At 64.2% G+C, this 23830-nt stretch carries 31 protein-coding genes, 1 tRNA gene and 2 pseudogenes; 20 read left to right on the top strand and 14 right to left on the bottom strand.

What is annotated here, in order from left to right:
* Window positions 1-82: 82 nt before the first annotated feature.
* Window positions 83-263: pseudogene (locus RDV64_RS23810) on the top strand (transposase); the annotation flags it as partial.
* Window positions 264-593: 330 nt separating this feature from the next.
* On the opposite strand, the gene RDV64_RS03360 reads toward RDV64_RS23810, so the two are convergent.
* From RDV64_RS03360 to RDV64_RS03335, 5 genes are all read right to left on the bottom strand, one after another.
* On the bottom strand, window positions 594-935 hold the full coding sequence (locus tag RDV64_RS03360) for a hypothetical protein (protein ID WP_309199600.1): 342 nt from the start codon (window positions 933-935) through the stop codon (window positions 594-596).
* A gap of 371 nt (window positions 936-1306) precedes the next feature.
* Window positions 1307-1615: a DUF5681 domain-containing protein gene (locus RDV64_RS03350; protein WP_309199421.1), complete on the bottom strand. Its 309-nt coding sequence runs from the start codon at window positions 1613-1615 to the stop codon at window positions 1307-1309.
* Between the two features lie 26 nt (window positions 1616-1641).
* A complete protein-coding gene (locus RDV64_RS03345; protein ID WP_309197871.1) occupies window positions 1642-1905 on the bottom strand; it encodes a DNA methyltransferase in 264 nt (87 codons plus the stop codon).
* Between the two features lie 59 nt (window positions 1906-1964).
* Window positions 1965-2297: a hypothetical protein gene (locus RDV64_RS03340; protein WP_309197870.1), complete on the bottom strand. Its 333-nt coding sequence runs from the start codon at window positions 2295-2297 to the stop codon at window positions 1965-1967.
* Between the two features lie 3 nt (window positions 2298-2300).
* A complete protein-coding gene (locus RDV64_RS03335) occupies window positions 2301-2780 on the bottom strand; it encodes a ParB/Srx family N-terminal domain-containing protein (protein ID WP_309197869.1) in 480 nt (159 codons plus the stop codon).
* Between the two features lie 249 nt (window positions 2781-3029).
* On the opposite strand from RDV64_RS03335, the pseudogene RDV64_RS03330 reads away from it, so the two are divergent.
* The 17 genes and pseudogenes from RDV64_RS03330 to RDV64_RS03250 all read left to right on the top strand — a co-directional run.
* A pseudogene (locus tag RDV64_RS03330) lies at window positions 3030-3095 on the top strand (DUF3489 domain-containing protein); the annotation flags it as partial.
* 68 nt (window positions 3096-3163) lie between these two features.
* On the top strand, window positions 3164-3346 hold the full coding sequence (locus RDV64_RS03325) for a DUF2924 domain-containing protein (protein ID WP_309197868.1): 183 nt from the start codon (window positions 3164-3166) through the stop codon (window positions 3344-3346).
* Between the two features lie 8 nt (window positions 3347-3354).
* Complete coding sequence (locus RDV64_RS03320) at window positions 3355-3591, top strand: DUF2924 domain-containing protein (RefSeq protein ID WP_309197867.1); 237 nt, start codon at window positions 3355-3357, stop codon at window positions 3589-3591.
* Window positions 3588-5339 (top strand): recombinase family protein, encoded by a 1752-nt coding sequence (locus RDV64_RS03315; RefSeq protein ID WP_309197866.1) that lies wholly within the window; start codon window positions 3588-3590, stop codon window positions 5337-5339. Before RDV64_RS03320 ends, RDV64_RS03315 begins: the two co-directional genes overlap by 4 nt.
* A gap of 499 nt (window positions 5340-5838) precedes the next feature.
* Complete coding sequence (locus RDV64_RS03310) at window positions 5839-7125, top strand: integrase arm-type DNA-binding domain-containing protein (RefSeq protein WP_309197865.1); 1287 nt, start codon at window positions 5839-5841, stop codon at window positions 7123-7125.
* Window positions 7122-7478, top strand: coding sequence for a hypothetical protein (locus RDV64_RS03305; protein WP_309197864.1), 357 nt, complete (start codon window positions 7122-7124; stop codon window positions 7476-7478). Before RDV64_RS03310 ends, RDV64_RS03305 begins: the two co-directional genes overlap by 4 nt.
* Window positions 7479-7547: 69 nt before the next feature.
* Window positions 7548-7730 carry an AlpA family phage regulatory protein gene (locus RDV64_RS03300; protein ID WP_309197863.1) on the top strand — a complete coding sequence of 61 codons (183 nt, stop codon included), beginning with the start codon at window positions 7548-7550 and terminating at the stop codon, window positions 7728-7730.
* Window positions 7730-7954, top strand: coding sequence for a hypothetical protein (locus RDV64_RS03295; RefSeq protein WP_309197862.1), 225 nt, complete (start codon window positions 7730-7732; stop codon window positions 7952-7954). Before RDV64_RS03300 ends, RDV64_RS03295 begins: the two co-directional genes overlap by 1 nt.
* Before the next feature lie 8 nt (window positions 7955-7962).
* Complete coding sequence (locus RDV64_RS03290) at window positions 7963-8994, top strand: bifunctional DNA primase/polymerase (protein ID WP_309197861.1); 1032 nt, start codon at window positions 7963-7965, stop codon at window positions 8992-8994.
* A gap of 418 nt (window positions 8995-9412) precedes the next feature.
* Window positions 9413-10921 carry a terminase TerL endonuclease subunit gene (locus RDV64_RS03285; protein WP_309197860.1) on the top strand — a complete coding sequence of 503 codons (1509 nt, stop codon included), beginning with the start codon at window positions 9413-9415 and terminating at the stop codon, window positions 10919-10921.
* A complete protein-coding gene (locus RDV64_RS03280) occupies window positions 10912-11277 on the top strand; it encodes a hypothetical protein (RefSeq protein WP_309197859.1) in 366 nt (121 codons plus the stop codon). The genes RDV64_RS03285 and RDV64_RS03280 overlap by 10 nt, the downstream gene beginning before the upstream one ends.
* Window positions 11274-11570, top strand: coding sequence for an HNH endonuclease signature motif containing protein (locus RDV64_RS03275; RefSeq protein WP_309197858.1), 297 nt, complete (start codon window positions 11274-11276; stop codon window positions 11568-11570). Before RDV64_RS03280 ends, RDV64_RS03275 begins: the two co-directional genes overlap by 4 nt.
* A complete protein-coding gene (locus tag RDV64_RS03270) occupies window positions 11564-12838 on the top strand; it encodes a phage major capsid protein (RefSeq protein WP_309197857.1) in 1275 nt (424 codons plus the stop codon). Before RDV64_RS03275 ends, RDV64_RS03270 begins: the two co-directional genes overlap by 7 nt.
* A 1-nt stretch (window position 12839) precedes the next feature.
* Window positions 12840-13382: an HK97 family phage prohead protease gene (locus RDV64_RS03265; protein WP_309197856.1), complete on the top strand. Its 543-nt coding sequence runs from the start codon at window positions 12840-12842 to the stop codon at window positions 13380-13382.
* The gene (locus RDV64_RS03260) at window positions 13379-13906 is read left to right on the top strand and encodes a hypothetical protein (RefSeq protein WP_309197855.1); all 528 of its coding nucleotides are present in this window, start codon (window positions 13379-13381) and stop codon (window positions 13904-13906) included. Before RDV64_RS03265 ends, RDV64_RS03260 begins: the two co-directional genes overlap by 4 nt.
* Window positions 13887-14936, top strand: coding sequence for a phage portal protein (locus tag RDV64_RS03255; RefSeq protein WP_309197854.1), 1050 nt, complete (start codon window positions 13887-13889; stop codon window positions 14934-14936). The genes RDV64_RS03260 and RDV64_RS03255 overlap by 20 nt, the downstream gene beginning before the upstream one ends.
* 31 nt (window positions 14937-14967) lie before the next feature.
* A complete protein-coding gene (locus RDV64_RS03250) occupies window positions 14968-15423 on the top strand; it encodes a hypothetical protein (protein WP_309197853.1) in 456 nt (151 codons plus the stop codon).
* Between the two features lies 1 nt (window position 15424).
* Here RDV64_RS03250 and RDV64_RS03245 read toward each other — a convergent pair whose 3' ends face one another.
* From RDV64_RS03245 to RDV64_RS03230, 4 genes are all read right to left on the bottom strand, one after another.
* A complete protein-coding gene (locus RDV64_RS03245; protein WP_309197852.1) occupies window positions 15425-15661 on the bottom strand; it encodes a hypothetical protein in 237 nt (78 codons plus the stop codon).
* A gap of 115 nt (window positions 15662-15776) precedes the next feature.
* Window positions 15777-16223, bottom strand: coding sequence for a type II toxin-antitoxin system HicB family antitoxin (locus tag RDV64_RS03240; RefSeq protein ID WP_309197851.1), 447 nt, complete (start codon window positions 16221-16223; stop codon window positions 15777-15779).
* Window positions 16223-16411, bottom strand: a complete 189-nt coding sequence (locus RDV64_RS03235) for a type II toxin-antitoxin system HicA family toxin (RefSeq protein WP_309197850.1) — start codon at window positions 16409-16411, stop codon at window positions 16223-16225. The genes RDV64_RS03240 and RDV64_RS03235 overlap by 1 nt, the downstream gene beginning before the upstream one ends.
* Before the next feature lie 308 nt (window positions 16412-16719).
* Window positions 16720-16812, bottom strand: a tRNA-Ser gene (locus RDV64_RS03230).
* Window positions 16813-17245: 433 nt separating this feature from the next.
* Between RDV64_RS03230 and RDV64_RS03225 the strand changes: the two genes are divergently transcribed.
* Window positions 17246-18403 carry a diguanylate cyclase gene (locus RDV64_RS03225; RefSeq protein WP_309197849.1) on the top strand — a complete coding sequence of 386 codons (1158 nt, stop codon included), beginning with the start codon at window positions 17246-17248 and terminating at the stop codon, window positions 18401-18403.
* Window positions 18404-18439: 36 nt separating this feature from the next.
* Here RDV64_RS03225 and RDV64_RS03220 read toward each other — a convergent pair whose 3' ends face one another.
* Window positions 18440-19096, bottom strand: a complete 657-nt coding sequence (locus tag RDV64_RS03220; protein WP_309197848.1) for a GntR family transcriptional regulator — start codon at window positions 19094-19096, stop codon at window positions 18440-18442.
* A gap of 1 nt (window position 19097) precedes the next feature.
* Window positions 19098-20024, bottom strand: a complete 927-nt coding sequence (locus RDV64_RS03215) for a hydroxymethylglutaryl-CoA lyase (RefSeq protein ID WP_309197847.1) — start codon at window positions 20022-20024, stop codon at window positions 19098-19100.
* Between the two features lie 138 nt (window positions 20025-20162).
* Here RDV64_RS03215 and RDV64_RS03210 point away from each other — a divergent pair, with 138 nt between their 5' ends.
* Window positions 20163-21392 carry a CaiB/BaiF CoA-transferase family protein gene (locus RDV64_RS03210; RefSeq protein WP_309197846.1) on the top strand — a complete coding sequence of 410 codons (1230 nt, stop codon included), beginning with the start codon at window positions 20163-20165 and terminating at the stop codon, window positions 21390-21392.
* A gap of 36 nt (window positions 21393-21428) precedes the next feature.
* Here RDV64_RS03210 and RDV64_RS03205 read toward each other — a convergent pair whose 3' ends face one another.
* The 3 genes from RDV64_RS03205 to dapA all read right to left on the bottom strand — a co-directional run bounded on the left by RDV64_RS03205 (window position 21429) and on the right by dapA (window position 23551).
* Complete coding sequence (locus tag RDV64_RS03205) at window positions 21429-22133, bottom strand: glutathione S-transferase N-terminal domain-containing protein (protein WP_309197845.1); 705 nt, start codon at window positions 22131-22133, stop codon at window positions 21429-21431.
* 106 nt (window positions 22134-22239) lie between these two features.
* On the bottom strand, window positions 22240-22572 hold the full coding sequence (locus RDV64_RS03200) for a hypothetical protein (RefSeq protein WP_309197844.1): 333 nt from the start codon (window positions 22570-22572) through the stop codon (window positions 22240-22242).
* 100 nt (window positions 22573-22672) lie between these two features.
* Window positions 22673-23551: a 4-hydroxy-tetrahydrodipicolinate synthase gene (gene dapA / locus RDV64_RS03195; RefSeq protein WP_309197843.1), complete on the bottom strand. Its 879-nt coding sequence runs from the start codon at window positions 23549-23551 to the stop codon at window positions 22673-22675.
* Window positions 23552-23830: the final 279 nt, after the last annotated feature.

Genomic DNA, 23830 nt, shown 5'->3' with positions numbered 1-23830 from the left:
TTAAATACAATATTTAGTTTGACCTGCCCCTGAGAAATTCCTCCACTTGGAGCTAGGGTCCGACCCTTGAAAGGACGGACGAATGAAGCGAGCGAGATTCACGGAAGAGCAGATAATCGGGATCCTGCGGGAGAACGATGCCGGGGCAAAGGCGGGCGAGCTGGCCCGCAAGCACGGTGTGTCCGAGGGGACGATCTACGCGTGGAAGGCCAAGTTCGGCGGGATGAGCGTGTCTGAAGCCCAGCGGCTGAAGACGCTGGAGGCTTCGTTTCTGAAAGCTCGCTGTCGCCTGCTGAGGCCAACGGCTGAACTTGCCGAGTGCGTATTGGAACGTCTGGTTAGGGGCGCAAAGCGGACGGTGACGACAGCGGGCCTGGTAGACCGCTTTGGATCAAAAGCGAAAGGACGGTAATTCTCAAAAACCGTCGAACTTGCGAAGCCTCGAAAGGCCGGTTCGATGAACGTGCATTATCGGCTCGATGGCGGCTTTGCCGTCACGGCAGAACGTTCCACCATGCGGGCCAGTCTACTTTTCCTGGTGAGCGGGTCGCCTTGAAGACGATCTTCTGCTGCTCGAGTGTAAGCCGCCGATCTCAAAACCTGTCGAGGGCGGCCTGAACGATCCAGGGTTCCAGAACGAGGTGCGCTGTCTCACGAAAGCGGTCCCGCTTTCGGCTGATGCGCAATATCTCACCCGCATCGCTGACGCTTCCAAGCGTAACAAAGGAGCGTATGATCACCGTGATAGGAGATGTTTCGTCGATCAATTGCTTGTCGCGCGCCGCCTCGATTGCAGCCATCGCTTGCCGTGCCGACGCTCCCTCGCCGTCAAGTCCCTTTTTTACCAGATGAAGCAGGAAGGCCTCCGCCGCGGTGACGCGTCGCTCGACGCCTCCTTCGCGGATCAGGACCGTCTGCCCGAGTACTCCCATCATATGGGATCTCTCGCCGTGAGCCTTTCGGACGACCCCGCGGGTTTCGGCTGCGGCCCTTCTGGAATTGCGTCGCCTTTGGTGGTCGACCGTAGCCAATCTCTTCTTTCGCCCTGCCTGAACGCGTGCCCCCATCGCTTGACGCTCTGCGGCGAACGCAACGTCTCCGCATCCCGCGTGCACCGTTTGATTGTCTCGACGTCCCGATCCTCAAGCCTGGCCCCACCACGTCGACGAGAGAGTGCGGCCTGCACCGCCCATTGTTCGAGTAGCAGGTGTCGGCCCTCGCACCGCATTCTGTGATCGCGCGGGTCCTCGCAAGCGATCCCAAGGAGTAAGAGCGCGTCATCGACGTTGCGGGGATCAAGAGCCTCCTACTTCACGACCACCTTCGACGTGGAGCGCTCCCGGGTCTTTGAAAGAGCGGCCTCTCTCTTGGCAATCATCTTGAGGATCTCGCGCTGCGCGGCGCGGTCGCCGGCAAGAGCCGCCTTGTACGTGCGGTGCTGCAGCGCCTCTTCGACCGAGATTTCGTGTTCACCACCATCCCGAGAAACTGTCAGCGTTTTTGCCACGATCACATCGAAGGCCGACGCAGTGGGCTCACTGGATCGAGTCCGGCGCGGCCGTCCCGCGGGATTTCCACTTCTGCCTTTCTCGAACCGACCCCGGCGCGGCGCCACAGCGTCTGCGACATCGTCCACCACGCTCACACCTCTTCGAGAACAGGCTCAAGACCCGTCATTGCTGACCAGCGTGCGAGCGCTAAATCGACGTAGCCAGGAGCAATTCCCCCCCCCCCCCGGAACCGCCGCCCTGTACGCTCGGCCGCGATCAGCGTCGTCCCGGATCCAAGGAAGAGATCAAGCACGAGGTCGCCACGTTTCGTGACGTCCTGAATCGCATCCGCCACCAACGCCGTCGGTTTTACGGTTGGATGCAGCGCGAGGTCTTCGCGCCGGCTTCCCTTCATCGAGTTGACCGACGCATAGTCCCAGACATTCGTTCGATTGCGACCGTGCTTGCCGAGCTCTACGGCATTGAAATGCGCCCCCGCGCACCGACCCGCCAAACGAATATCAGCTCATGCTTCGAGCGATAAAGTGAACCCATCCCGGCGTTGGACTTGTTCCACACGCAAAGGTTCAGGAGATCACCATAGACGGAGCGGCCGACGGTCAAGAGCTGGTCGGTGTGCCTCCAGTCCATGCAAACGAAGTGAACGGCACCGTCCCGCGAGACGACTGCGGCGGCGCCAAGAGTTTCTGCAAGGAAGGTGAAGAACGCCGCTTCGGTCGTTTCGCCAGACGCCATCGCGAATTCGGCATGACGGCCCTTCGCGTTGGCGAAGCCGTTGATCGGCACGTTTTAGGGCGGATCGAGAAAGGCAGCGTCGACCGCCGCATCTTTTCCGACTACCCGGCGCAGGAACTCAGGTTCGCGCCCATCGCCGCAGCCAACGCGGTGTTCGCCGAAGATCCAGACATTTCCTGGCCTCGTCCGCGGGGTCTTTGGCACGGCAGGAACGAGTTCATCGTCGGGGTCCTCGGAACCGCCGAGGATCACGTCGATCTCGCCCGATGCAAAGCCGGTCAGTGTCAGATCAAGGTCGACATCGAGCGTTGAGAGTTCGCCCAGCTCGGCTTGCAGAAGATCAATGTCCCAGCCAGCATTCAGCGCGATCTTGTTGTCGGCGAGCCGCAGGGCGCGTTTGCGTGCCTCGTCCAGACCTCGCAGCGCGATGGTCGGAACTTCGGTCATTCCGATTGCGTTCGCGGCCATCAGCCGTCCGTCCCCGGCGATAATCACGCTGTCGTCGTCGATCAGGATCGGGTTGGCGAAGCCCAAAGCCCGGATGTGCCGGTAGCGGCGGAGTTTGATCCGCTGCGGAACCGGGAGCCGCTTATGACCCCCACGAAGAAATCGAATGTCAGGGGTGCCGCCGACGCCAGGGCGGAGCACGAGGTAAAGCCTTCAAGGGCGTTATCTCGAACGGCGACTCCTCAGTCCGGAAGCACGGCCGGCCCGTCCGCGCCGGCCGCATTGAAGCCCATGAAGCTCGCTGTCTTGACGGAGTTGCTTTCCTGACCCGAGGGGTCGACCCTCGCCGAGATGACCGCCGCGACCGGCTGGCAGACCCATTCGGTTCGTGGCGCGCTCTAGAAGAAGGGCTTGACCGTTACCTCGGAGAAGGCGGACGGCGTCCGCCGTTATCGCATCGGAGACACGGCATGAGTGACAACGTGCTTGCAACCAACGTGGATGCGATCCGTCATTCCGATCTCAACAGGCTGCGCGTAAAATGGCGCACGCGCTGGGGCACGCCTCCAAAGCTGCGCTCTGCGGAGCTGATGCGGCTCATGCTCGCATGGCGCCTTCAGGCCGAGGCGCTTGGTGGGCTCGAACGGGATTAAAGCGTCGATTGGCCGCCACTGGCCGTATTCAGGCCGAGGGCTTGGACCTCGGCCTCGGCGCGGTCATGCGACGAAACTGGAAGGGTGAGCTCATCGAGGTCGTTGTCGAAGCAAAAGGCTTTCGGTGGCGCGGCGAACTCTTTCCCAGCCTCTCCGCCGTCGCGACGGCAATCGCCGGCGCGCGCTGGAACGGACCGCGGTTCTTTGGTCTGCGGAAGCAGGATATCGGGACTGGCCGGCCATGACGAAGCCATCGATCAAGCGCTGCGTCCTCTACACTCACAAGAGTTCAGAGGAAGGCCTCGAACAGGCCTTCAACAGCCTCGATGCGCAACGGGAGGCCTGCGCCGCTTATGTGAAGAGTCAGGCCAGCGAGGGATGGCGGGCCTTGCCGGACCGCTATGACGACGGCGGCATCTCCGGTGCAACAATGGAACGCCCGGCGCTGAAGCGGCTTCTGGCGGACATCGCCGCGGGCCAGATCGACGTCGTTGTCGTCTACAAGATCGATCGGCTGACCCGCTCCCTCGCCGATTTTGCCCGCATGGTCGAGATCTTCGACGCCCACGGCGTCAGCTTCGTTTCCGTCACCCAAGCGTTCAACACCACCAGCAGCATGGGCCGGCTGACCCTCAACGTCCTTCTCTCTTTCGCCCAGTTCGAGCGCGAAGTCACCGGCGAACGCATCCGGGACAAGATCGCCGCCTCCAAGGCCAAGGGGATGTGGATGGGCGGCACACTGCCTCTCGGAGACGACACGCCAGCCCCGGGATCACGCGCGCTCGAGGTCAACGCTGCCGAGGCAGAGACCGTGCGCTCGATCTTCACGTCCTATCTCGAACTCGGCTCAGTGCATGAACTGGAGCGCAGGCTGGATGAGGGCGGCATCAGGTCCAAGTCGCGCGTGACGGCGAAGGGGCGGACGCTCGGTGGCAAGCCGTTCAGCCGGGGCGCGCTGTTCCACCTTCTCAGGAACCGGACATATCTGGGAATGACCCTCCACCGCGACCACGCCCATCCCGGCCAGCATCCGGCCATCGTGGGTGCTGATCTTTTCGAGGCGGTTCGGCGCCAGCTCGATGCAAATCCGAGACGGATGGGGACTGCCAACAGCGATCCACAGACCGCAGCCCTCGTCGGCCGCATCTTTGATGCCGCTGGCGCGCCCATGTCTCCGACGTCTTCACGCGGCGCGCGTGGCAAGACCTACCGCTACACCGTGTCCGCACCGTTGCAGCAGGGGCGGCGCAGTGGCGATGCAGAAGATGGCGTGGTTGGCCGTGTTCCCGCCGCTTCCTTCGAGGGCCGGCTCAGCGAGATCCTGCGCCGCTTCCTCCATGGGCTTGGCGCCGAGCCGCTTGACCTCCTTCGTCGCGTCGACGTCCATCGGGACTCCATCCGGCTGACGTTGCCTGCTGAACATCTGGCGACAATCCGGGCCCACATCGATGGCGACGAGATGGTCGAGCGTGATCCGACGAATCGAGCAGCCTGCCGCCTGATCATTCCGTTCAGCATCGCCGTCCGGGGCGGACGGACCTTGATCTCGGGCGGTGGCAAACGGGTCGCGCGGCCAGACCCGAAGCTGATCGCAGCGCTACGCGAGGCCCACGCAATGCTTCGCCGGGATGCGCGCGGGCTTCCTATGTTGGACGCCTCCCCGGAATCATCCTACCGGCGCCGACTTGTTCGGCTCGCCTTCCTCGCGCCCGATCTGCAGCGCGCCATCCTTGAAGGACGCCAACCGCATGGCCTCACCATTTCGGCACTGCTCGCCAGCGATATTCCGCTCGGTTGGCAAGACCAGGAGCAGCTGTGGGCCGCGCGTAGGGCAGCAAACAACGCTGCCCGATGCGGCCGTGGCATCGAAGAGAACGGAAGCAGCCGGGCTATGGATTGTCCGGCCAAACGCCCTGTTATGCTCATTGAGACCCCTGTTAATGCGAAACAATGCGACCTGTTATGCACTTCTCGAACCCTGTTCCGCGCATAAACAGGGAATCGGGTTTCAGTGGCCGCTAATCGATTGAAGTTGCGTCCCTTCGCGCGCACGAGACCATCCTTGTGCGCCGGATTCGGCCTGTTTTCCGCCGATACACCGCAAATTTCCCTGTTCTTGCCCTTGTGGCCGAAACTCCACCTTCCTGCCGACCGGAGGAGACCGCCCTGAACGGACGCCTGAATCCGGGCTGAGACCGCCGATACAGGACGGGCCCGTGCCGGAAGCAGGACGAAAACGCGCCCTGTTCCGCGGGCTTAATGCCCAGCGTTCAAATCAGAGAAATGTGTAGGGGGTGCGTGGCGGAGCCGGAGGCAGCCATTGCCATGTTTCAAGCTGTGTCATCCAAGCGCAAAATCGGCAGTTCCTGTGGGAGTTTGGCTTCCTTCGTGGTGCGTCCCGTTGCAACCTGTAACGTCCAATGCCATACCTGTTGGCGGGTAGATTGGTAGGCTGATTTTCGGCCTATGGCGGACGCAGCGGGAATCGAACTATGCCGAAGAAGGCGCGGGAGCTATCGGCGCTTGACGTGAAGCGTCTTCGGCATCCCGGACACGGCCTCAACGCAACATTCGCCGTTGGTGGCGTCGACGGGCTCATTTTGCAAGTGACGCCGACCGGGGCGCGGTCCTGGTTGCTGCGGTGTCTGGTGGCCGGCAAGCGGCGCCATATCGGCCTCGGCGGTTATCCCGACGTGCCGTTGGCCGGCGCGCGTGATCGCGCACGAGAAGCCCGCGAGCTGATCCGGCAGGGTGTCGATCCGGTGGAGCATCGGAAGGCGACGGCGGCGGCGTTGGTAGCGGCCCGAAAGCGGGGCATGACCTTCAGCGACGCGATGGAACGGTATCTTAAAAACAAGCTCGCTGAGTTCCGCAGCGACAAGCACCGCAAGCAGTGGCGGTCCACGCTGGATGCCTACGCGGTCCCGGCCGTGGGTGACATGCTGGTGTCGGATATTGGCGTTTCCGACGTGCAACGTATCCTCGCCCCTATCTGGGTTGAGAAAAACGAGACGGCATCACGGCTACGCGGGCGAGTGGAAGCGGTGCTGGCCTGGGCGACCGTCAACGGGCATCGCACCGGCGACAATCCTGCGCGGTGGCGCGGCAATCTAGATGCTATCCTTCCGAAGCCCTCGAAGGTGCAGACGGTAGAGCATCACCCGGCGCTTAAGCTCGACGAGGCTGCGGACTGGTTCGTGGATGTGCGCGCTCGCAACGGGAGCGCCACGCGCGCGTTGGAGTTCATGGCGGTGACAGCGGCGCGCTCCGGCGAGGTTCGTGGCGCGGTGTGGGCAGAGATCGACCTTGCCGCGCGGTTGTGGGTCGTGCCGGCGGTGAGGATGAAGGCCCGTGTCGAACATCGCGTCCCGCTCACCGACGATGCGATATCGCTTCTGGAGGGATTGGCGCGGATGGAGGGCAGCGACTTCGTGTTCCCGGCGGCGCGGGGCGGGATGCTGTCGGACATGGCGCTGTCGGCGTGCATGCGGCGCGTAAACACCGCGCGGGAAGGGGGCTATCTGGATCGCCGATCAGGACGACCGGCCGTTCCGCACGGGCTGCGGAGTACGTTCCGCGATTGGGCCGCCGAGCGGACTCAATGGCCCTATGAAATGGCCGAGATCGCGCTCGCGCACACAGTCGGTTCAGAAGTGGAGCGAGCCTATCGGCGCGGGGACATGTTGGAGAAGCGGCGTGCGATGATGGCGAGCTGGGGCTCTTTCCTTCACGGCGAGGAAGATGCGGCGAACGTCGTGCAGATGGCTGCACGAGCATGATGGACGCGGAGGAGACAGAACGGCGCCTGAAACGCCTTCTCGTTCGCACGCAAGGTGCTGACAATGTCAAGGGGCCGGCTTGGTGGGGAGAGGGGAACGCCGATGAGCGTCGCGCTCTCGACGACCTGCACACTGGCCGTTTGGCATGGCGCGAAGCAAGAAGAACGGCGAAGCGGGGCCTTGAAGAGCTTACGGTCGGCAAAGTAGAGCTGGCTGCGGACCTGTGGTTTATTGCAAACGACTTTTATATCGACGCGCTGGAGTCGCGGATCGAGCCAAAGGACGTGGTGTTCCTATCGTCCAGTGCGAAGCGGCGTGGGCGGCGAAAAGCGGCTGACAGGAAAGAAAGATAATAGCCGGGGCATTTTAGACGGCCCGAACATGTGAATTTTAGACGGCACCCGTAACAACGAGGTGCCCAAATGGCAAAACAATACGCTTCCGACAAAAATCTTGCTGCGCGCTGGGGCGTGACGCGCCAGACCGTCTGGCGCTGGCATCGCGAGCAGGCCGAGTTCCCACGCGCGGTGACGCTGTCGCCCGGCTGCACGCGCTGGAAGCTGAGCGAAATTGAGGCTTGGGAACTTGCGAAGGCGGCAGCGTAATGGCCGCCAGGAGCCGCGAGCTTACCCGCGAACGCGATGAAGTTGACACGGTGTCGGCCGCCGTTGCCGAGGCGGCGCAATTTCTCTTCGACACCTCGATTGAAGACCAGCCGCGGCCGATAATTCCGGCGTTGAAGGCGCGGTTCGGCCTTTCCGCCAACGAAGCCTGCAAGGCGGTTGGCCTCGCGAACATCGCCCGCCACGACGCAAGGCACGCCGCCTAGTGACTGGCGTGTTCGCGGCCCATGCAGACGCTTATTCTGCCGCAGGTTTGCCGTGCTTTCCGGTGGATACCCGCCGCAAGCGCCCTGCGGTGCGCAACTGGCAGCGCGCGACGCCACGCTCGGCGCGTGCATGGGCCGAGAAGTTTCCCCACGCTGACGGGCTCGGCGTTGTCATGGGCGAGGCGTCCGGCCTGACCGAAATCGACGTTGACATTGTCGGCGATGCGGCGCTCGGCGCGGCGCTGGAGAGGTTCGGCGAAAGCCCGATAACGATCAGAACGGCGAGCGGGAAAAGCAAAATCTGGTATCGCCACAATGGCGAACGCCGGCTTATTCGCCCGGTAGTAAATGTCGACGTGCTCGGCAGTGGCTTCACCGTTGCCCCGCCGAGCTGGCGCGACGACTTAGGGGCCGGCTATCGTTTCCTGACAGGCTCACTCGCCGATGTGGCGCGACTGCCGACAATCCGCCGGAGGGCGCTGGAAGCCGGTGCAGGATACGCTGGCCGGCCTGCTGAGAGCGTCCAGGCAGGCGAGCGCAACAACCGGCTCTTTCGGTTTGCGATGACGCAGGCGCGCTCTTGTGACGACCTCGCCGCGCTGGAGGACGTGTGCACAACTTGGAATGAACAGATGCCCGACCCGCTATCGGCCGGCGAAGTTGGCAACGTCGCACGCTCGGCATGGGGCTATGAGGCGCGCGGCTCGAATTTCGTCGGGCTGCGAAAGCCTCAAGTCACGGCGTGGGACGCCGCCCGCGATAGTCTCCTAGACTTCCCCGATGCATTCATGTTGCTGCACATGTTCGAGGCTTACCACTCGAACCGAAAGTCGTTCGCAATTGCACCGGGCTCAATGTCTGAGGCGGGGACGCTGCCGTGGCACCGGACGCGGATCCGGCGTGCGCGCGATGTGCTGCTTGAGCGGGGTTTTCTCGAAGTTGTGAGGCCGCCTGACGGTCGCCGCAGGCTGGCCGGTCAATACCGTCTGACTAGGCCGGATCATGGCCACAATCACTTTACACTGCCTCCCCCTCTCTAGGCCCCCTCCGGACTGATAGGGGGCAGGTTAGAGTGAGCACGCCGAACCAGCCGGCGGCGCTAACAATCCATACGGCAGGTCAGGCACGCGATCCGCATACCGGACGGATGGGGCCGGTCGTTGATATTATACACGACCGGCCAACAGGAACTTCCCGCGAGGCCGGCCTCCGCAGGTTGCAGAAGGCCGCCAACGAAGGCAGCGACGAAGCCCGCCAAGTGCGCGATACCTTGTGGACGGTAGCGGAATACCTTTGAGCGCTTAGCGTTGTTGAGGTATTATGATACCGCACGCGAGAACAGACGCTTGGCTAAGCCTGCCGCAGCACCGCACATCAAATTGGTCCCAATGCCCGCGTCTCTGCTGAAGGGTGGGACCGGTGTGGGACATTTCCTTGCTCGCTACCTGGGGGTGGCAGATGGCAACTGACGCAACCCTTGCAACCCGGTTCCTCACATCGCTGGAGATCCCCGAGGGACCCTTGGCGGGCCGGCCGTTGAAGCTGGCGCCGTTCCAGAAGTCGTTCCTCAAGGGTGCGCTTGCCGACGGCGTGAACGTCGCTTGCCTCAGTGTCGGTCGCGGCAACGGCAAGACGGCATTGTCCGCCGGCCTCGCTCTCGGCGCTCTCCTCGGCGTGTGGGACGCCCAGCCCCGTCGCGAAATTTTGATTGGTGCTCGAACCCGCGACCAAGGCCGAATTGCGTGGACCTATATTGAGGGTCTGGCGCGAAGCCTCCCTGACGATATCCGGGCACGTCTCCAGTTTCGTCGCTCGCCGATCCTCTCTGTCACTCTCGACAACGAGCATGAAATCCGCGTGCTGCCTGCGGACGGCAAGTCAGCGCTAGGCACGTCACCGACGTTCGTGCTGATGGACGAACGCGGCCACTGGGCGCTCGACAGGGGCGATTCGCTGGAGCACGCGCTGCTGACCGGCCTGGGCAAGCGTGGTGGCCGGGCGCTGATTATCAGCACTTCGGCGAGCGACGACAGCCACCCGTTTTCTCGCTGGCTGGATGAAGCGCAGGTTGGCGTCTTTTCCCAAGAGCACCGGCCTGCGCCTTCATTGCCTGCTGATGACCGCGAAAGCCTGATGTTGGCAAATCCCGGCGCGGAAGCGGGCATTGGCGCAAGCGTCGAATGGCTGAAAGCGCAAGGCCGGCGCGCCATCGCACGCGGTGGCTCGACCCTCACATCCTACCGCCTCTTTCACCGAAACGAGCGCGTCAGCGGCGAGGCCCGCGACGTGTTGCTAACCACCGACGAATGGCTCAATTGCGAGGTGTCCGACCTTCCAGCGCGTGAGGGCGCCTGCGTCATTGGCGTCGACCTAGGCGGCTCTGCGAGCATGTCCGCAGCGGCGTTTTTCTGGCCTGCCACCGGGCGGCTCGAATGCCTCGGCACGTTCCCGTCGAAACCCTCGCTGCTGGATCGCGGACAAGCTGATGGTGTCAGCGCGCGCTATTGCGAGATGCAGGACCGCGGCGAGCTGGACGTGCTCGGCGAGCAGACGGTGCCGGTGGCGCCCTGGCTGAATGAAGTTGCCCGTCATGTCCAAGGCTATGAAGTCGCCGCCATCGTTGCTGACCGCTACAAACAGGCCGAACTCGGCGAGGCGATAGACGCGACCGGGCTGCGGTTCCCCATCGTCTGGCGCGGCCAAGGCTTCCGTGACGGTGGCGAAGACTGCGAACGTTTCCGGCGCGCGGCCTTTGACGGACAGGTGAAGTCCAAGCCGTCGCTGCTGTTGAGATCGGCTTTCGCGGACGCGGTTTGCCTGCGTGATCCTGCAAACAACCTGAAGCTCGCCAAGGCCCGCTCCAACGGCCGGATCGACGCTGCGGCGGCCACGGTGATCGCGGTGGCGCAAGGCGCTCGCATGGTCGGCCGCGCGACGGCGACGAAGGGGCGAATGGCATGGGGCTGAATCCGGCATTCCAACGGACGGCGACCCGGCTGATCGCCCGCTTCGGGCGAACGGTTGAGATCGTGCGTCCCGGCGAGCCGACCGATGACGGCTATGGCAACGAAATACCCGGCGAGGCGACCGTCTACCCGGCTACCGCCGCGACGATCGACGCAACCGTTGTCCTCGCGCACCAGCAAAGCGGCTCGCTGGAGCCTGGCGACATGCGCGTCCTCGTCTCAACCGATGGACTGCCGATCGAACCGGACACCTCCGACGCGCTGCGGATGGACGGTGAGGACTGGATCATCATCGCGGTGGCGCAACTCGCCACCGACGGCGAACCGCTGTTCTATGACCTGCGGGTGGGCCGATGATCGCCCGCCACTCCAAGCACATCACCCGCGGCGCCCGATGGGCTGCGTTGCGCCTCCAGGTGCTTCGCCGCGACGGCTTCAAGTGCCGTGCCTGCGGTGCCCGTGCTCGCCTTGAGATCGACCACATCAAGCCGGTGCGGACTGACCCGCAACTGGCTTGGGACGCCTCGAACCTCCAGCCGCTTTGCCCCGGCTGTCACACCCGCAAGACCAACCTCGAACAAGGGCGATCCGCCCCAAACCCCGACCGCCTCGCGTGGGCGGCACTTCTGCGTGAGGACGTGAAATGCTGAACAGCACCAAACTACAGCGCCGCCAGAGCGAAATCCGGCAGCAGCTTGCCGAGCTGGCGAGCAACGACAATCCGACCGATGACGAGCAGCGGTCCATGAACACGCTCGATGCCGAATATCGGACGAACGAGGTTCGCTTCCGCGCGGCGCTGATCGCCGAGGACACCGAACGGCGCGAGGCCGGCGAGGAGCTGGAAACCCGCGAAGGCCGCGAATACGCCGATCTGGTGTCCGGCTTTGAGATGCGACAGGTGGCGCTTTACCTCGACGAAGGCCGGCAGTTCAGCGGGCGCACCGGCGAGGTGGTGCAGGAGCTGCGGAGCCGCGGCGGCTATCGCGGCGTGCCGGTGCCGTGGCAGGCGCTGGAAGTGCGTGCCGGCGAGACCGTCGCGGCCGGTGTGCCCGATCCGATCCAGACGCGCCCGATCATCGACCGCCTGTTTCCTGACACTGCGGCGTCCCGCATGGGCGCTCAGGTGATCCAGATCGACCACGGCGAAGTCGAGTGGCCGGTGGTCACGTCGGCGGTGACGGCCGGGTGGGCCGATGGCGAGACCGCGAACGTCGCGGGGCCGACGGCGTTCGCCACGACGGATCGCGCGCTGGCGCCCGATCACAACCTCGGCGTCCAAATGCGGATCACCCGCAAGGCGCTGAAGCAGTCCGGCGCCGCGCTGGAACAGGCGGTGCGTCGCGACATGAATAGCGTGATGGCGGTTGCGATGGACCGGGCGGTGTTCCTCGGCACCGGCGCCAACGGCCAGCCGCTCGGCGTCATCACCGGCGCCGCGACCTACGGCATCACCGCAACCGACGTGGACGCGCTTGCGACCTGGGCAGCAGTGCGGGCCGGCGTTGTGCGCTTCATGACCGCGAACGCAGCGACCGGCCCCGGCGGCATCCGCGCCCTGATCCGCCCCGAGTTGTGGAGCCTTCTGGACGACACGTCCGACGCGGACCTCGCCCGGACCGAATGGGATAAGCTGACCCGCAATATCCCGGTCAGCAACATCGCCATGACGACCAACGGGCTTGCCGCACCCGCAGGCGACCCGCTGGAGACGCAGGCCCTTCTGACGACCTCGGCAGGCGGTATCGCACCGATTTTCGTTGGCGCCTGGGGCGCAATCGACATGATCCGCGATCCCTTCACCGACGCACAGTCCGGCGGCCTTCGCATCACGGCCCTCGCGACGATGGACGTCACGGTCGCCCGCCCGGCACAGCTCCAGCTCCTCACCGGGCTTCTGCTCGAAGCGGGCGCCTAAGATGCTGTGGGGGGCGTCTCTCGGCGCGCTGGAATTGCGCAGCGAAGGCGGGGCAACCCGTCTCCGGGCGACGTTCCCCTATGGCGCTGAAACCGAGTTGGCACCGGGCCGGCACGAGGTGATCGCCGCACGGGCTTTCGCTGACCGGATCGACGCGGGCGAGGATATTCACCTCCTCGCCGGACACGACTACAACCGCCCGCTCGCCTCTCGGGCAGCGGGCACACTCAACCTGACCGATGGCGCCGACGCGCTGCGGATCGAAGCGACGCTGGACGGTGGCACGTCCTGGGCACGAGACTTCCTCGCCGCCCATGCGTCCGGGCTGATCCGCGGACTTTCACCGGGCTTTCGTGTTGCCAGCGATGGCGAGCGGATCGAGCGGCGCGGCGCGGACATGCTGCGGACGATCACCCGCGCGGCTTTGTTCGAGATCAGCACCGTCACCCGGCCGGCCTATCCCACGGCACAGATCGAGGCGCGCGCTTGGCAGCCGGATCAACCCGCGCGGCCTACCCGCGCAATGCGGAGGTGGCGCGCATGATCCCGATCATCCTGGGCGAAGTGGAAACCGCGCCGGCGGCCTATCCGAACACGGACGGCGATGTGGCGTGGCAGCGGATTGAAGCCTACGTCGCGCACCGCTGGACTGTCCGCGAAGTCGTTTGGGTGGTGGAAGGTCCGGGCGAATGGTTGCCGCGGCTGTCACCTGCAACCATCGACACCGCCGAAGAGTGGGAAGGCAATGCCTATCAGCCGGTGTCCATGGCCTCGGGGCGTCTCGGCGGATTGATCCTGCCGCGCTGCGCAACGTGGCGCTTCACGGCGGACGTTGGCGCGGGACCGTGCCCCGATGCCGTCCTGGAGGCCCATGCGCGCCTCGTCGCCTACCTCGCAGACACCGACGATCGTGCGGGCGTGACCGCCTACGAGGCCGACATGGCTGGTGCGATCCGCGAATCCTATCAGCGGCCGGCCGCATGGATCGCCAAGGCGCTCCAGAACAGCGGCGCGGCAGACCTTCTCAGACCTTACCGGAGGGCGAATCATGCGCTGGCCCTGGCGTAAACCCGAGATCGAAAAGCGCTCGACTGGCTACACCGCTCAGGTGATCCAGGCGCGCGAGGCGTACATCACCGGCGGGCGCGGGCTGGCGGAATTGACGGCGACGGTGCAGTCCTGCGTCAGCTTGTGGGAGCACGGGCTTTCGCTCGCCGACGTGACCGGCACCACGTTCCTCAACCGCCGCACGCTCGCCATGATGGGCCGGTCCCTGGCCTTGCGCGGCGAGGCGCTTCTCGTGGCCGATGCCGATGGGCTGTTGCCGGTTTCAGACTGGGACCTCTCGACCCGCAACGGCCGGCCGCGCGCCTATCGCGTGTCCGTCGCCGACACCGGCGGCGCGACAAGCCGCACGGTGCTCGCGTCCGAAGTGTTGCACGTCACCATCGGCGCGGACCCGTCGCAACCGTGGTTCGGCAGCGCTCCGCTGAGGCGTGCCAGCCTGACCGCCGACCTCTTGCACGCGCTCGAGGTGGCGTTGGCAGAGACCTATGCTCTGGCGCCGGTGGGCAGCATGATTGTCCCATTTCCGGAGGCGCCCGAGGCGGACCTGGAGGCGCTTGCCCGAGGCTTTCGCAGCGCGCGGGGGCGTGTCTTGGTGCGCGAATCCGTGAACGTAAGCGCGGCCGGCGGACCGGCACCGCAGGCCGACTGGCGGCCCAACGATCTGACGCCAGACCTCTCGCGGGCGATGACGGCTGAGAGCCTTGCGGCGGCCCGTGAGGGCGTCTCCGCGGTGTTCGGGGTGTTGCCGTCGTGGTTCGGCTCGGCGGCACAAGGGCCGCTTGTCCGTGAGGCTCAACGCCATCTTGCGCAGTGGGTGTTGCAACCGATTGCGGCGGCCATCGCCGAGGAGGCCACCGACAAACTCGGCGCGGTGGTCACGCTGGACGTGATGCGACCCCTCCAGGCCTTCGACGCTGGCGGGCGGGCTCGCGCGTTCGGCACAATGGTCAAGGCGATCGCAGAGGCCAACCAGGCGGGGCTGGAGCCGCAACAGGTTGAGGCCGGCTTAAAACTCATCAATTGGGCCTGACGTGCTGGCCCGTGTCTCATGGCCGACACCGGTGCCGCCGACGAAGGCACCGCGCGGCCTGAATGACCGGCGCCGCCAGATGATGGCCGCGGCCGTCGCTGACATTATCCGTGGCGGGCTGGAGGACGGTGCACCCTCCAAGTTCGCCTTCGAGGCACCCATCCGCCAAGCGATTCGCTCGCGACTCTGCCTTCGCGGCAAGCTGTGGTCCGAGGCTGACCTTATCGCGGGGGACGTGGTGGCGCGCGGGCTGGCGCTTGTTGGTGCCGTCCGCCCGACATGGGCCGAAGGACAGCCCGACTACGTGCAGCTCGGCGCCGGTGCGCAGATTGAGCGGACCCGGTGCGTGCGGTGCCACAAGCCGCTGCCGGGCGAGCACACCAAGTTCTGCGGGACGCTCTGTGCGAAGGCCTACCACATGCGCCTTGCCCGCCTACACAACTTCAACGACGAACGGGCCTATGACACAGCCGCTCGACTTTCGTGACCTATGCCCGTGGTGCGGCGGCAAGATCGACCGCACCAAGCCGCACGCGGTGAAGCGTATCTATTGCTCGCTGCGTTGCCAGATACGCCACCACGATCAGCTTGAGGCCGATGCGGTGCTGGAGGCGAAGGCAGGGCGACCACCTTGCGAACGGTGTGGTGCGGATGTGCCAGCCAACATGAACGCCCGTGCGCGGTTCTGCTCGCACGCCTGCCAGAATGCTGGCGGTGTATCCCATCTGTGTGAGAACTGCGGGGCGCCCTTCAAGGGAAGCAGTCGCCGGAGATATTGCGCTCAACGATGCTCGGCGGTCGCGCGCGAGAGAGCGCGACGCCGGTCATAGGCGCCGGAGCTTAGGCGGCTTCATGAGTCCATGCCCGCCCGGCAGGACCAAACTCAAGCGGATGCCCCACAGCTTCAAAAGCCCGTTCAAGTTGATCAAGCTTGCTATTGTGATCTAGCCGAAAGAGACGATCGATGGTTTCACGTCCCACGTCGAGCCGCCTCTGCAACTCTGCACGGCTAATATTATCGAGCTTACAAATCATATAGAGCCAAGACTTGAGCAGGCTCATCGATGGTAGCTGCACCGCATACTGGCCACCCTCGCGATCGTCATAGGGCGGAGGCAAAACCTGATTATCAGCCATCCGAGACGAAATAGCTTCCTCGATAGCACTTACGGCGTTTCTCGCGCCATCTTCCTGTGTGTCGCCAAACGTTGTGACCTCGGGAAAGTCAGGCGAGGTCACAAGCCAAGAGTCACCATCGATCGCAAATTTGATAGGGTAGAAGGCCATTATGCTAACCCCAAATCCTTCTTAATCTTCGCCACTAAACCGCTTCCCAACTCTTTACGGCCACCGTGCATCGGCAGCTGCGTTTTCCTATCTCCTCTTTTGACGGTGAGGTGGCCGCTGCCGCCCTTATGCGTGTCGAACGTGCACCCATGCTTGCTTAGCCAGCGTTTCAGCTCAGGAGCATTCATTTAGCACGTTCCACACATCCGTGAACCTCCACAGAAATGTGAATTTCGAATGTTTGGTTCAATGTGCACCCACATATCATTGGTATTGTGCCCTGATATAAAATGGATTTTCCGCTTAAAACGGATATTGGTCCCGGTATCAAAATCGACCCGTTACGAATTTTATGTCGCAACTCTACCGCATGGAGCTGCCGAGGCTACCACGGAATCGCACGAGATCGTCGGCGCTGAGGATGGCAGGTGCTATGGCTGGTACATCAAAAGCCCGGTTAAAATTCCAAGCCATTTCAATTGGTTAGGAGGGATGATGGCGGAGCCGGAGGGATTCGAACCCTCGAGACGGGTTTACCCCGCCTAACGGTTTAGCAAACCGCCGCCTTCAGCCTCTCGGCCACGGCTCCGTACCGAACGTGTCAGCCAGACCCACCCTGATCAGCACCAATCCGGCACATCCAAAACAGGCTACAACCGCAACGCTCTTGGGATGTCCGGTAGCATGGCAGCTGAGGCTTCCGCAAGGCGTCGCGGCAAAGGTCGTCGCGGGGCGCCGTCGTCGTGCTGTGCGGTGCATTCACGTCCGCCCCCGGCATGCGCCGCCAAGTGCATTGCGGCAGCAATCGGGGTCGTCGGAGGGCATCAGGCAAGGCACGCGCAATGGCCGGACGTCGCGGTGGGGCGATGGACTGAGCCAACGGCTGAGCTGCTGCAAAAACTCCTGAAACAGTCCGAAGAGGGCCTTTAAGAACGTTGTGACCGGGTGTACGGGTGAGGCGATTGAGAATTCCTCTTTATTTTCGGTGCGATGCGAAGATCGTGAGGAGTCTGGAGACCACGATGCTCTCGCTTTACCTGATCCCTTTATTGGATTTTGCCGGCCTGATGGCGCTGAGTGCGCTTTTCTTCGTGTTCGTCAGGCGGTCGGTTTCGGCGCGCCTGACCCGGCAGATCGTGTTCGGACTGATTCTCGGTATGGGTGTGGTCGCCGCGTCGCTGCAGCCGATCATGGTGGTGAGCGGCGTTCAGATCGATCCGCGCAATCTTTTCGTCGGGTGTGCCGGTGCCTTCGGCGGGCCGCTTGCTGCTCTCGTCGGTTTCGCCATAGCGGCCGCGACACGGTTTGCCGAGGAGACGGGGCATGCGCACGTCTGCGTACTGTCTCTCTTGCTGGCCACTGTTGCCGGGCTTGTCTGGCGGCACCTCTCGCGCGGTGTGCCGGACATCAAGGGGAAACATTTTCTGGCCCTTGGGCTGGCAATCAGTGTGTCCTACGTCTGCACGTTTTTGCTGCCGCGAGAAAGCTGGTGGCCGATCCTGACAACCGCGTTGCCGTTTCTGGTGTCGATCAACATCGTCGGCGCGATGCTGGTTGGCGGGATCCTCGAACGCGATCAAAGGCGCAATCAGCGTGAGCGGCACCTGTCGCATCAGGCCTCTGTGGATCCGCTGACGGGTCTGATGAACCGCCGGGCGTTCGAGACGCTCTATGCCACACTGACCCGCAATCCGGTCTCCTCGGGAACAGCCTGCATCCTCATCGACCTCGACCATTTCAAGAAGGTGAACGACACGTTCGGACATGCTGTCGGCGACCGCGTTCTCGTCAGTGTATCGAGGCGCCTGCGCGCGACCATTCGCGATGCGGACATTGCCGCCCGTTTCGGCGGTGAGGAATTTGCGGTCTGCCTGCCGGGCGCGGACAAGACGCAGACCGCCATTGTCGTGAAGCGGATCCGCGAAGCGATCGCTGCGGTGGGCACCACCGAACTGGAATTCGGCGTTCCGGTCACCGCAAGCGTCGGCATCTGCTGGAGCGAGGTGCCGATGGCGCTCGACGCCGCACTGGAGGTGGCGGACCGGGCGCTCTACCGGGCCAAGATGAGCGGCCGTGACCGGATGTTGTTCGGCAATAGCGGTGACGGGGCGGGCAAGACGTCCGCCGGCATCTCGCGCCCGGCAGCGCGGCCAGCCCAGCGCGAACCACTGGCGGGCTGATCGTTTTACGCGCGCTGTGAGGGACCGCCGGCGTGTTCAGTCATCCCCGCGCATGGCAACGGCTGCTGCGGCATGGAGGTGGGACGCCATAACGCTGGCCGCCCACTCCGGCGCCCGTGCCTCGATGGCGTCGGCAATTTCCAGATGGTGGCGGGCAGAGCGGACCATGTCGCGCTCGCCGTACATCCGAAAGGTGCGAAGGACGAGCCCGACATTGACCGTCGCCGCCAGCATTGTGGACAGCCGCGGCGATTTTGCCGCCTCCATGATGAGGTTGTGGAAGCGGGAATTGCGCTCCGGCAACCGCTTGCTCTCCTCGGCGTCGGAGGGCGGGGTGATGGCGTACATCTCTTCGGCAAGGTCGCGCAGCTCGGCAATCTGCGCATCGGTGGCGAAGCGGGCGGCACGCCGGGCGGCGAACGGCTCCAGCATCAGCCGGATCTGGAAGATCTGCTCCACCTCGTCGGGCTGAAGGCCGATCACGCGCAAGCCCTCACCCCGGACGCGGGACAAGAACCCCTCCATGATGAGCCGGCGGATCGCATCGCGCACGGGGGTCCGCGAGAGGGCGAGGCTTTCGGCGAGCGCTGTCTCGGTCAGCCGCACGTTGGGCGCAAGCTCGCCGGTGAGGATTGCGTCGCGCAGGGCGAGGTAGGCGAGATCAGCGGCCCTCTGCGGCTCGCCGTCCATCATGTCAGGCCGCGCTCTGTACGGGCGCCTCAGCGGGAAAACCGCCAGCCTTCATCACCATTCCCGGCATGGTGTTGTCGAGCGCGTCTTCCAGCCAGCGCGCCGCATCGCACAGGGCGTCGAGGTCCATGCCGGTCTCGATCCCGGCGCGGTCCAGCATGTAGACCAGATCTTCGGTGGCAATGTTGCCGGTGGCGCGCGGCGCAAACGGGCACCCGCCGGAGCCGGCCAGTGAGGAATCCAGCACCGCAACGCCCGCCTTGATGGCCGCATAGGCGTTGGCGATGCCTGTGTTGCGCGTGTTGTGAAGGTGCAGGCGCAGCGGCACGTCCGGAAAGCGTGTTCGAACGGCGCTGACGCGCGCTTCGATGTCGGTCGGGGCCGCCACCCCAATGGTGTCTGCCAGCGCCAGCTCGTGGGGGCTGTGCGCCATCACGGCGTCCACCACATGGAGCAGCCTGTCGATGGGCACCTCACCCTCGAACGGGCAGCCGAACGCTGCGCCCACGGTCACCGATGTCGCCACGGTTCCGCGTGCCTCGGCTGCAATATTTTCCCAGACGCCGATGGTGTCGGCGGTGCTGGCACCCTGGTTGCGCTGGTTGAAGGTATCGCTCGCCACCACCACGAAATTGACCTCGTCGAGCGGTGTGCGGATGGCCCGCTCGAAGCCGCGCTGGTTGAGGACGAGGCCGATATAGCGCGCTGCCCCACGGGGGAGACGGTCCAGCAGCTCTTCGGCGCCAGCCATCTGCGGGACCCGTTTGGGATTGACGAAGCTCACCGCCTCGATGCGCCGGGCACCCGCCGCGATGGCCTTCTCGATCAACGCGACTTTTGTATCCATCGACAGGATTTTCGGCTGATTTTGAATCCCGTCACGCGGGGAGACCTCCACGATCTCTACGCTTTTGATTTCCTGCTCAACCATGGGTGCGCCTTGGTTTTCCAATTTGGATACATTATCGTCGGTTCAGCACAATATGGCGGAGATGATGCGGCTTGCCAACGTGCCATGCGCACTTGCAGCAGGCCGCTCAAAATTGCCGGTTCACCTTCAGGAGCGAAAATGGCGGTGTCGACGGACGATCGCCCGGTCAACGACCGGCAGGGACCACTCACAGACCTTCGTGTCATCGAAATGGGGCAGCTTCTGGCCGGTCCCTTCTGCGGCCAGCTCCTGGCCGACTTCGGCGCCGAAGTGATCAAGTTCGAGCAGCCGGGTGTGGGCGATCCCCTGCGCGAGTGGGGCCGCGAGAAGCCGCACGGCAAGTCGCTCTGGTGGCCGGTGGTCGCGCGCAACAAGAAGTCGGTGACGCTTAACCTGCGCGAACCCGAGGGGCAGGCGATCGTCAAGGAGCTGGTTGCGCAGAGCGACATCGTGATCGAGAATTTCCGCCCCGGCACCATGGAGCGGTGGAATCTCGGCTACGAAGAGCTGTCCGAGATCAACCCGCGCATCGTGATGGTTCGCGTTACCGGCTTCGGTCAGACCGGGCCTTACGCCAAGCGCGCCGGCTTTGGCGCCATCGGTGAGGCGATGGGGGGCCTTCGCTATGTGGTGGGCGACCCGTCGACGCCGCCCTCGCGCATGGGCATTTCCATCGGCGACGAGCTTGCCGCAATCCATGCAGCGCTTGGTGCGGTGATGGCGATCCATGCCCGCGAGCGTACGGGCCGCGGCCAGGTGGTGGACAGCGCCATCTACGAGGCGGTGCTCAACATGATGGAAAGCCTCATCACCGAATATCACCGGGCCGACTATGTGCGCGAGCGGACCGGCGCGGTGCTGCCCAACATTGCCCCGTCCAACGTCTACCCGACGGCAGACGGCAAGCTGATGCTGATTGCCGCCAACCAGGACAATGTGTTCAAGCGGCTGGCCGCCGCCATGGGCAAGCCGGAACTCGCAACCGACCCGAAATTCGCCACCCACACCGCCAGAGGCGAGGTGCAGGCCGAGCTGGACAACATGGTCTCCGACTGGACGAGCACCCTCAAGCTGGACGATCTGGAAGAGGTGCTGGCCGAAGCCGGCGTGCCCGCAGGCCTCATCTACACAGCACCCGAGATGATGGCCGACCGCCATTTCCAGGCGCGAGAGGCTATCGTGGAAGTGCCGGCGCCGGTGTTCGGCTCGCTGAAAATGCAGAACGTGGCACCGCGCCTGTCCGAAACGCCGGGCCACATCCGCCACGCGGGTCCCGACCTTGGCGAGCACAACGACGCCGTGCTCAAGGACATTCTGGGCATGGCCGACGACAAGCTGGCGGACCTCAAGTCCCGCGGCATCATCTGAGGTCGCGCGCCCGGCTTGCGGCCGGGCGCGCAGCTTCTATCGGCGGGCGCGCTGGCCAAACAGCATCGCCTGCTGGTCCTTGTTGGTGGCAAGCTGCATCTTCTCGCGCTCTTCGCGGCCGACGGCCATGCCGCGCTCCACGGCAGGGCGGGCGGCCATGGCGGCCATCCAGCGCTTCACGTTGGGAAACTCGTCGATGTCCATCTTCTGGTTTTCCCAGCCGGTGGACCAGCCGTATGCGGCCATGTCGGCGATGGAGTAGTCGTCCACAATGAACTCGCGGTTGTCGAGCCTTGTGTCGAGCACGCCGTAGAGGCGGTGCGTTTCGTTGATATAGCGCTCCTTGGCGTAAGGGACGTCCTCCGGAGCGTATTTGTTGAAGTGGTGGTTCTGGCCGAGCATCGGGCCGAAGCCGCCCATCTGCCACATCAGCCACTCATCGACCGCAATGCGGGCGCGCTCATCCTTGCCGTAGAACTTGCCGGTCTTGCGGGCGAGATATTGCAGGATTGCCCCGCTCTCGAAAACGGAGATCTCGCGCCCGTCCGGCCCATCCGGATCAATGATCGCGGGCATCCGGTTGTTGGGGGAGATGGCCAGAAAGTCCGGCTTGAACTGGTCGCCGGCGCCGATGTTGACCATGTGGACCTCATAGGGAAGCCCAAGCTCCTCCAGCATGATCGAAACTTTCCAGCCGTTCGGTGTCGGCCAGTAGTACAGCGCAATGGGGGTGTCGCTCATCGGTCCATGCTCCTTCGGATCTGAAGCGGGAGATAGACCGATGGCGCTCATTCTTCAATCGCGTGCTATGTCACCTTTTTTGCGCGTCACGCCGGTGCAGCCGGTTTCAGTACGCGCAGACCTCGAAAGCCGTGGCGTCGGAGATCCAGCAGGCCCGGTCCGAACTGGAGCGGTAGAACGGGCCGGGCAGGGGGATGTTGCCGTTGCCATAGTCGGAAAAGCCGTCAGCCTCGTCCCGCCCGGTGATGGAGATGGTGTAGGTCGGCCGCAGGGGGGCGGAGACGGTGAAGCTGCCGTCACCGCCAAACTGCTTGAAGTCGCACGCATAGTCGCCTTCGTCGGTGCTGTAGCAGCGCGCCGGCTTGGCCTCGACGGGGACGACCGCGAGGCTGAAGGCGCCGGCGGCGAGTGCAGCCAGAAGCATGGTGTGGCGTGTCATCGGTGCTCCATTCATGTCGGCGCTGTGCTCCAGCGGACTGTTTCGGGGTTTTGAAGACCAGCAGCTTTTTACCGGCAAGACCAGCTGGCAGATCGGCGGATCAGTCGCTCAATCCGGCAAGGGCCATAGCCTTGTCGATGATGGCAGCGGTGGGCGCACTCACCGGAACGAGGGGCTCACGCAGCTCGTTGGCGATCTTGCCGAGGCGCGACAGGGCATATTTCGGCCCGGCCGGGTTGGGCTCCACAAACATCGCGTCGTGCAGCGGCATCAGCACATCCTGCATGGCGAGCGCCGCCTTGTAATCGCCTCGGGTGCAGGCAGCCTGAAAGTCCGCGCACTCTTTGGGCGCCACGTTGGCCGTGACCGAAATGCACCCGATGCCACCGTGGGCGTTGAAGGCAAGCGCCGTGGCATCCTCACCGGAAAGCTGCACGAACTTTTCGCCGCAGGCGGCGCGCTGCCGGCTGACCCGCGCAAGGTTGGCGGTCGCATCCTTGACGCCGACGATGTTGGGGTGGGCGTCGGCCAGCGCCGCCATGGTCTCCACGCTCATGTCCACCACCGAGCGGGGCGGAATGTTGTAGATGATGATGGGCAGGCTGACGGCCTTCGCAACGGCGCTGAAGTGAGCGAACAAGCCCGCCTGGCTCGGCTTGTTGTAGTAGGGGGTGACCACCAGCACGCCGGTGGCGCCGGCCTTTTCGGCGTGTTCGGCCAGCGCGACAGCCTCGCGGGTGGAGTTGGAGCCAGCGCCGGCAATCACCGGGACGCGTCCGGACGTCGTTTCCACGCAGAGCTCCACCACGCGGCGGTGCTCTTCATGGCTGAGCGTGGGGGATTCGCCGGTCGTGCCCACGGGCACGAACCCGTTGGTGCCCGACGCGATCTGCCAGTCGATGAGGTCCGTAAACGCCCGCTCGTCGATCTTGCCGTCGCGAAATGGTGTGACGAGCGCCGTTATTGAGCCTGTGAACAATTTTGGTCCTCCCGCTTTGCTCCGACCTTTAGCGCCACTTTCGGCCTCGTGCCAAAGGGAACCTTCGCGCAAGGGCAGTTTTGTGTCACCGGCGCAACGAGGGGGCGACGGGAAACGAACGCGGTGCTTCACGGCGTGCGCCAAAGTGCCGCCCACTTGCTGCAAACGCCCCGCTGGACGAAGGGCGGACGACTTCGGCAACTTCAGGGTGTAGACTTTCTTCAAGCCTCACTATTTGATTACCGAATTGGCAAGCAAAATGCCCTATCGTTCGATCTT

The sequence above is a fragment of the Acuticoccus sp. MNP-M23 genome (assembly GCF_031195445.1).
Classification (GTDB): domain Bacteria; phylum Pseudomonadota; class Alphaproteobacteria; order Rhizobiales; family Amorphaceae; genus Acuticoccus.
Note: the sequence above shows the minus strand (reverse complement) of the source record. Positions and strands in the feature narration are given on the sequence as shown.

What these genes read in the sequence shown, in the direction of transcription:
- RDV64_RS03360 (WP_309199600.1), bottom strand. Translation starts at nt 935, where the DNA reads ATGATGGGAGTACTCGGGCAGACGGTCCTGATCCGCGAAGGAGGCGTC.
- RDV64_RS03345 (WP_309197871.1), bottom strand. Translation starts at nt 1,905, where the DNA reads ATGAAGGGAAGCCGGCGCGAAGACCTCGCGCTGCATCCAACCGTAAAA.
- RDV64_RS03325 (WP_309197868.1), top strand. Translation starts at nt 3,164, where the DNA reads ATGAGTGACAACGTGCTTGCAACCAACGTGGATGCGATCCGTCATTCC.
- RDV64_RS03315 (WP_309197866.1), top strand. Translation starts at nt 3,588, where the DNA reads ATGACGAAGCCATCGATCAAGCGCTGCGTCCTCTACACTCACAAGAGT.
- RDV64_RS03310 (WP_309197865.1), top strand. Translation starts at nt 5,839, where the DNA reads ATGCCGAAGAAGGCGCGGGAGCTATCGGCGCTTGACGTGAAGCGTCTT.
- RDV64_RS03305 (WP_309197864.1), top strand. Translation starts at nt 7,122, where the DNA reads ATGATGGACGCGGAGGAGACAGAACGGCGCCTGAAACGCCTTCTCGTT.
- RDV64_RS03300 (WP_309197863.1), top strand. Translation starts at nt 7,548, where the DNA reads ATGGCAAAACAATACGCTTCCGACAAAAATCTTGCTGCGCGCTGGGGC.
- RDV64_RS03295 (WP_309197862.1), top strand. Translation starts at nt 7,730, where the DNA reads ATGGCCGCCAGGAGCCGCGAGCTTACCCGCGAACGCGATGAAGTTGAC.
- RDV64_RS03285 (WP_309197860.1), top strand. Translation starts at nt 9,413, where the DNA reads ATGGCAACTGACGCAACCCTTGCAACCCGGTTCCTCACATCGCTGGAG.
- RDV64_RS03280 (WP_309197859.1), top strand. Translation starts at nt 10,912, where the DNA reads ATGGGGCTGAATCCGGCATTCCAACGGACGGCGACCCGGCTGATCGCC.
- RDV64_RS03275 (WP_309197858.1), top strand. Translation starts at nt 11,274, where the DNA reads ATGATCGCCCGCCACTCCAAGCACATCACCCGCGGCGCCCGATGGGCT.
- RDV64_RS03270 (WP_309197857.1), top strand. Translation starts at nt 11,564, where the DNA reads ATGCTGAACAGCACCAAACTACAGCGCCGCCAGAGCGAAATCCGGCAG.
- RDV64_RS03265 (WP_309197856.1), top strand. Translation starts at nt 12,840, where the DNA reads ATGCTGTGGGGGGCGTCTCTCGGCGCGCTGGAATTGCGCAGCGAAGGC.
- RDV64_RS03260 (WP_309197855.1), top strand. Translation starts at nt 13,379, where the DNA reads ATGATCCCGATCATCCTGGGCGAAGTGGAAACCGCGCCGGCGGCCTAT.
- RDV64_RS03255 (WP_309197854.1), top strand. Translation starts at nt 13,887, where the DNA reads ATGCGCTGGCCCTGGCGTAAACCCGAGATCGAAAAGCGCTCGACTGGC.
- RDV64_RS03245 (WP_309197852.1), bottom strand. Translation starts at nt 15,661, where the DNA reads ATGGGATACACCGCCAGCATTCTGGCAGGCGTGCGAGCAGAACCGCGC.
- RDV64_RS03240 (WP_309197851.1), bottom strand. Translation starts at nt 16,223, where the DNA reads ATGGCCTTCTACCCTATCAAATTTGCGATCGATGGTGACTCTTGGCTT.
- RDV64_RS03235 (WP_309197850.1), bottom strand. Translation starts at nt 16,411, where the DNA reads ATGAATGCTCCTGAGCTGAAACGCTGGCTAAGCAAGCATGGGTGCACG.
- RDV64_RS03225 (WP_309197849.1), top strand. Translation starts at nt 17,246, where the DNA reads ATGCTCTCGCTTTACCTGATCCCTTTATTGGATTTTGCCGGCCTGATG.
- RDV64_RS03220 (WP_309197848.1), bottom strand. Translation starts at nt 19,096, where the DNA reads ATGATGGACGGCGAGCCGCAGAGGGCCGCTGATCTCGCCTACCTCGCC.
- RDV64_RS03215 (WP_309197847.1), bottom strand. Translation starts at nt 20,024, where the DNA reads ATGGTTGAGCAGGAAATCAAAAGCGTAGAGATCGTGGAGGTCTCCCCG.
- RDV64_RS03210 (WP_309197846.1), top strand. Translation starts at nt 20,163, where the DNA reads ATGGCGGTGTCGACGGACGATCGCCCGGTCAACGACCGGCAGGGACCA.
- RDV64_RS03205 (WP_309197845.1), bottom strand. Translation starts at nt 22,133, where the DNA reads ATGAGCGACACCCCCATTGCGCTGTACTACTGGCCGACACCGAACGGC.
- RDV64_RS03200 (WP_309197844.1), bottom strand. Translation starts at nt 22,572, where the DNA reads ATGACACGCCACACCATGCTTCTGGCTGCACTCGCCGCCGGCGCCTTC.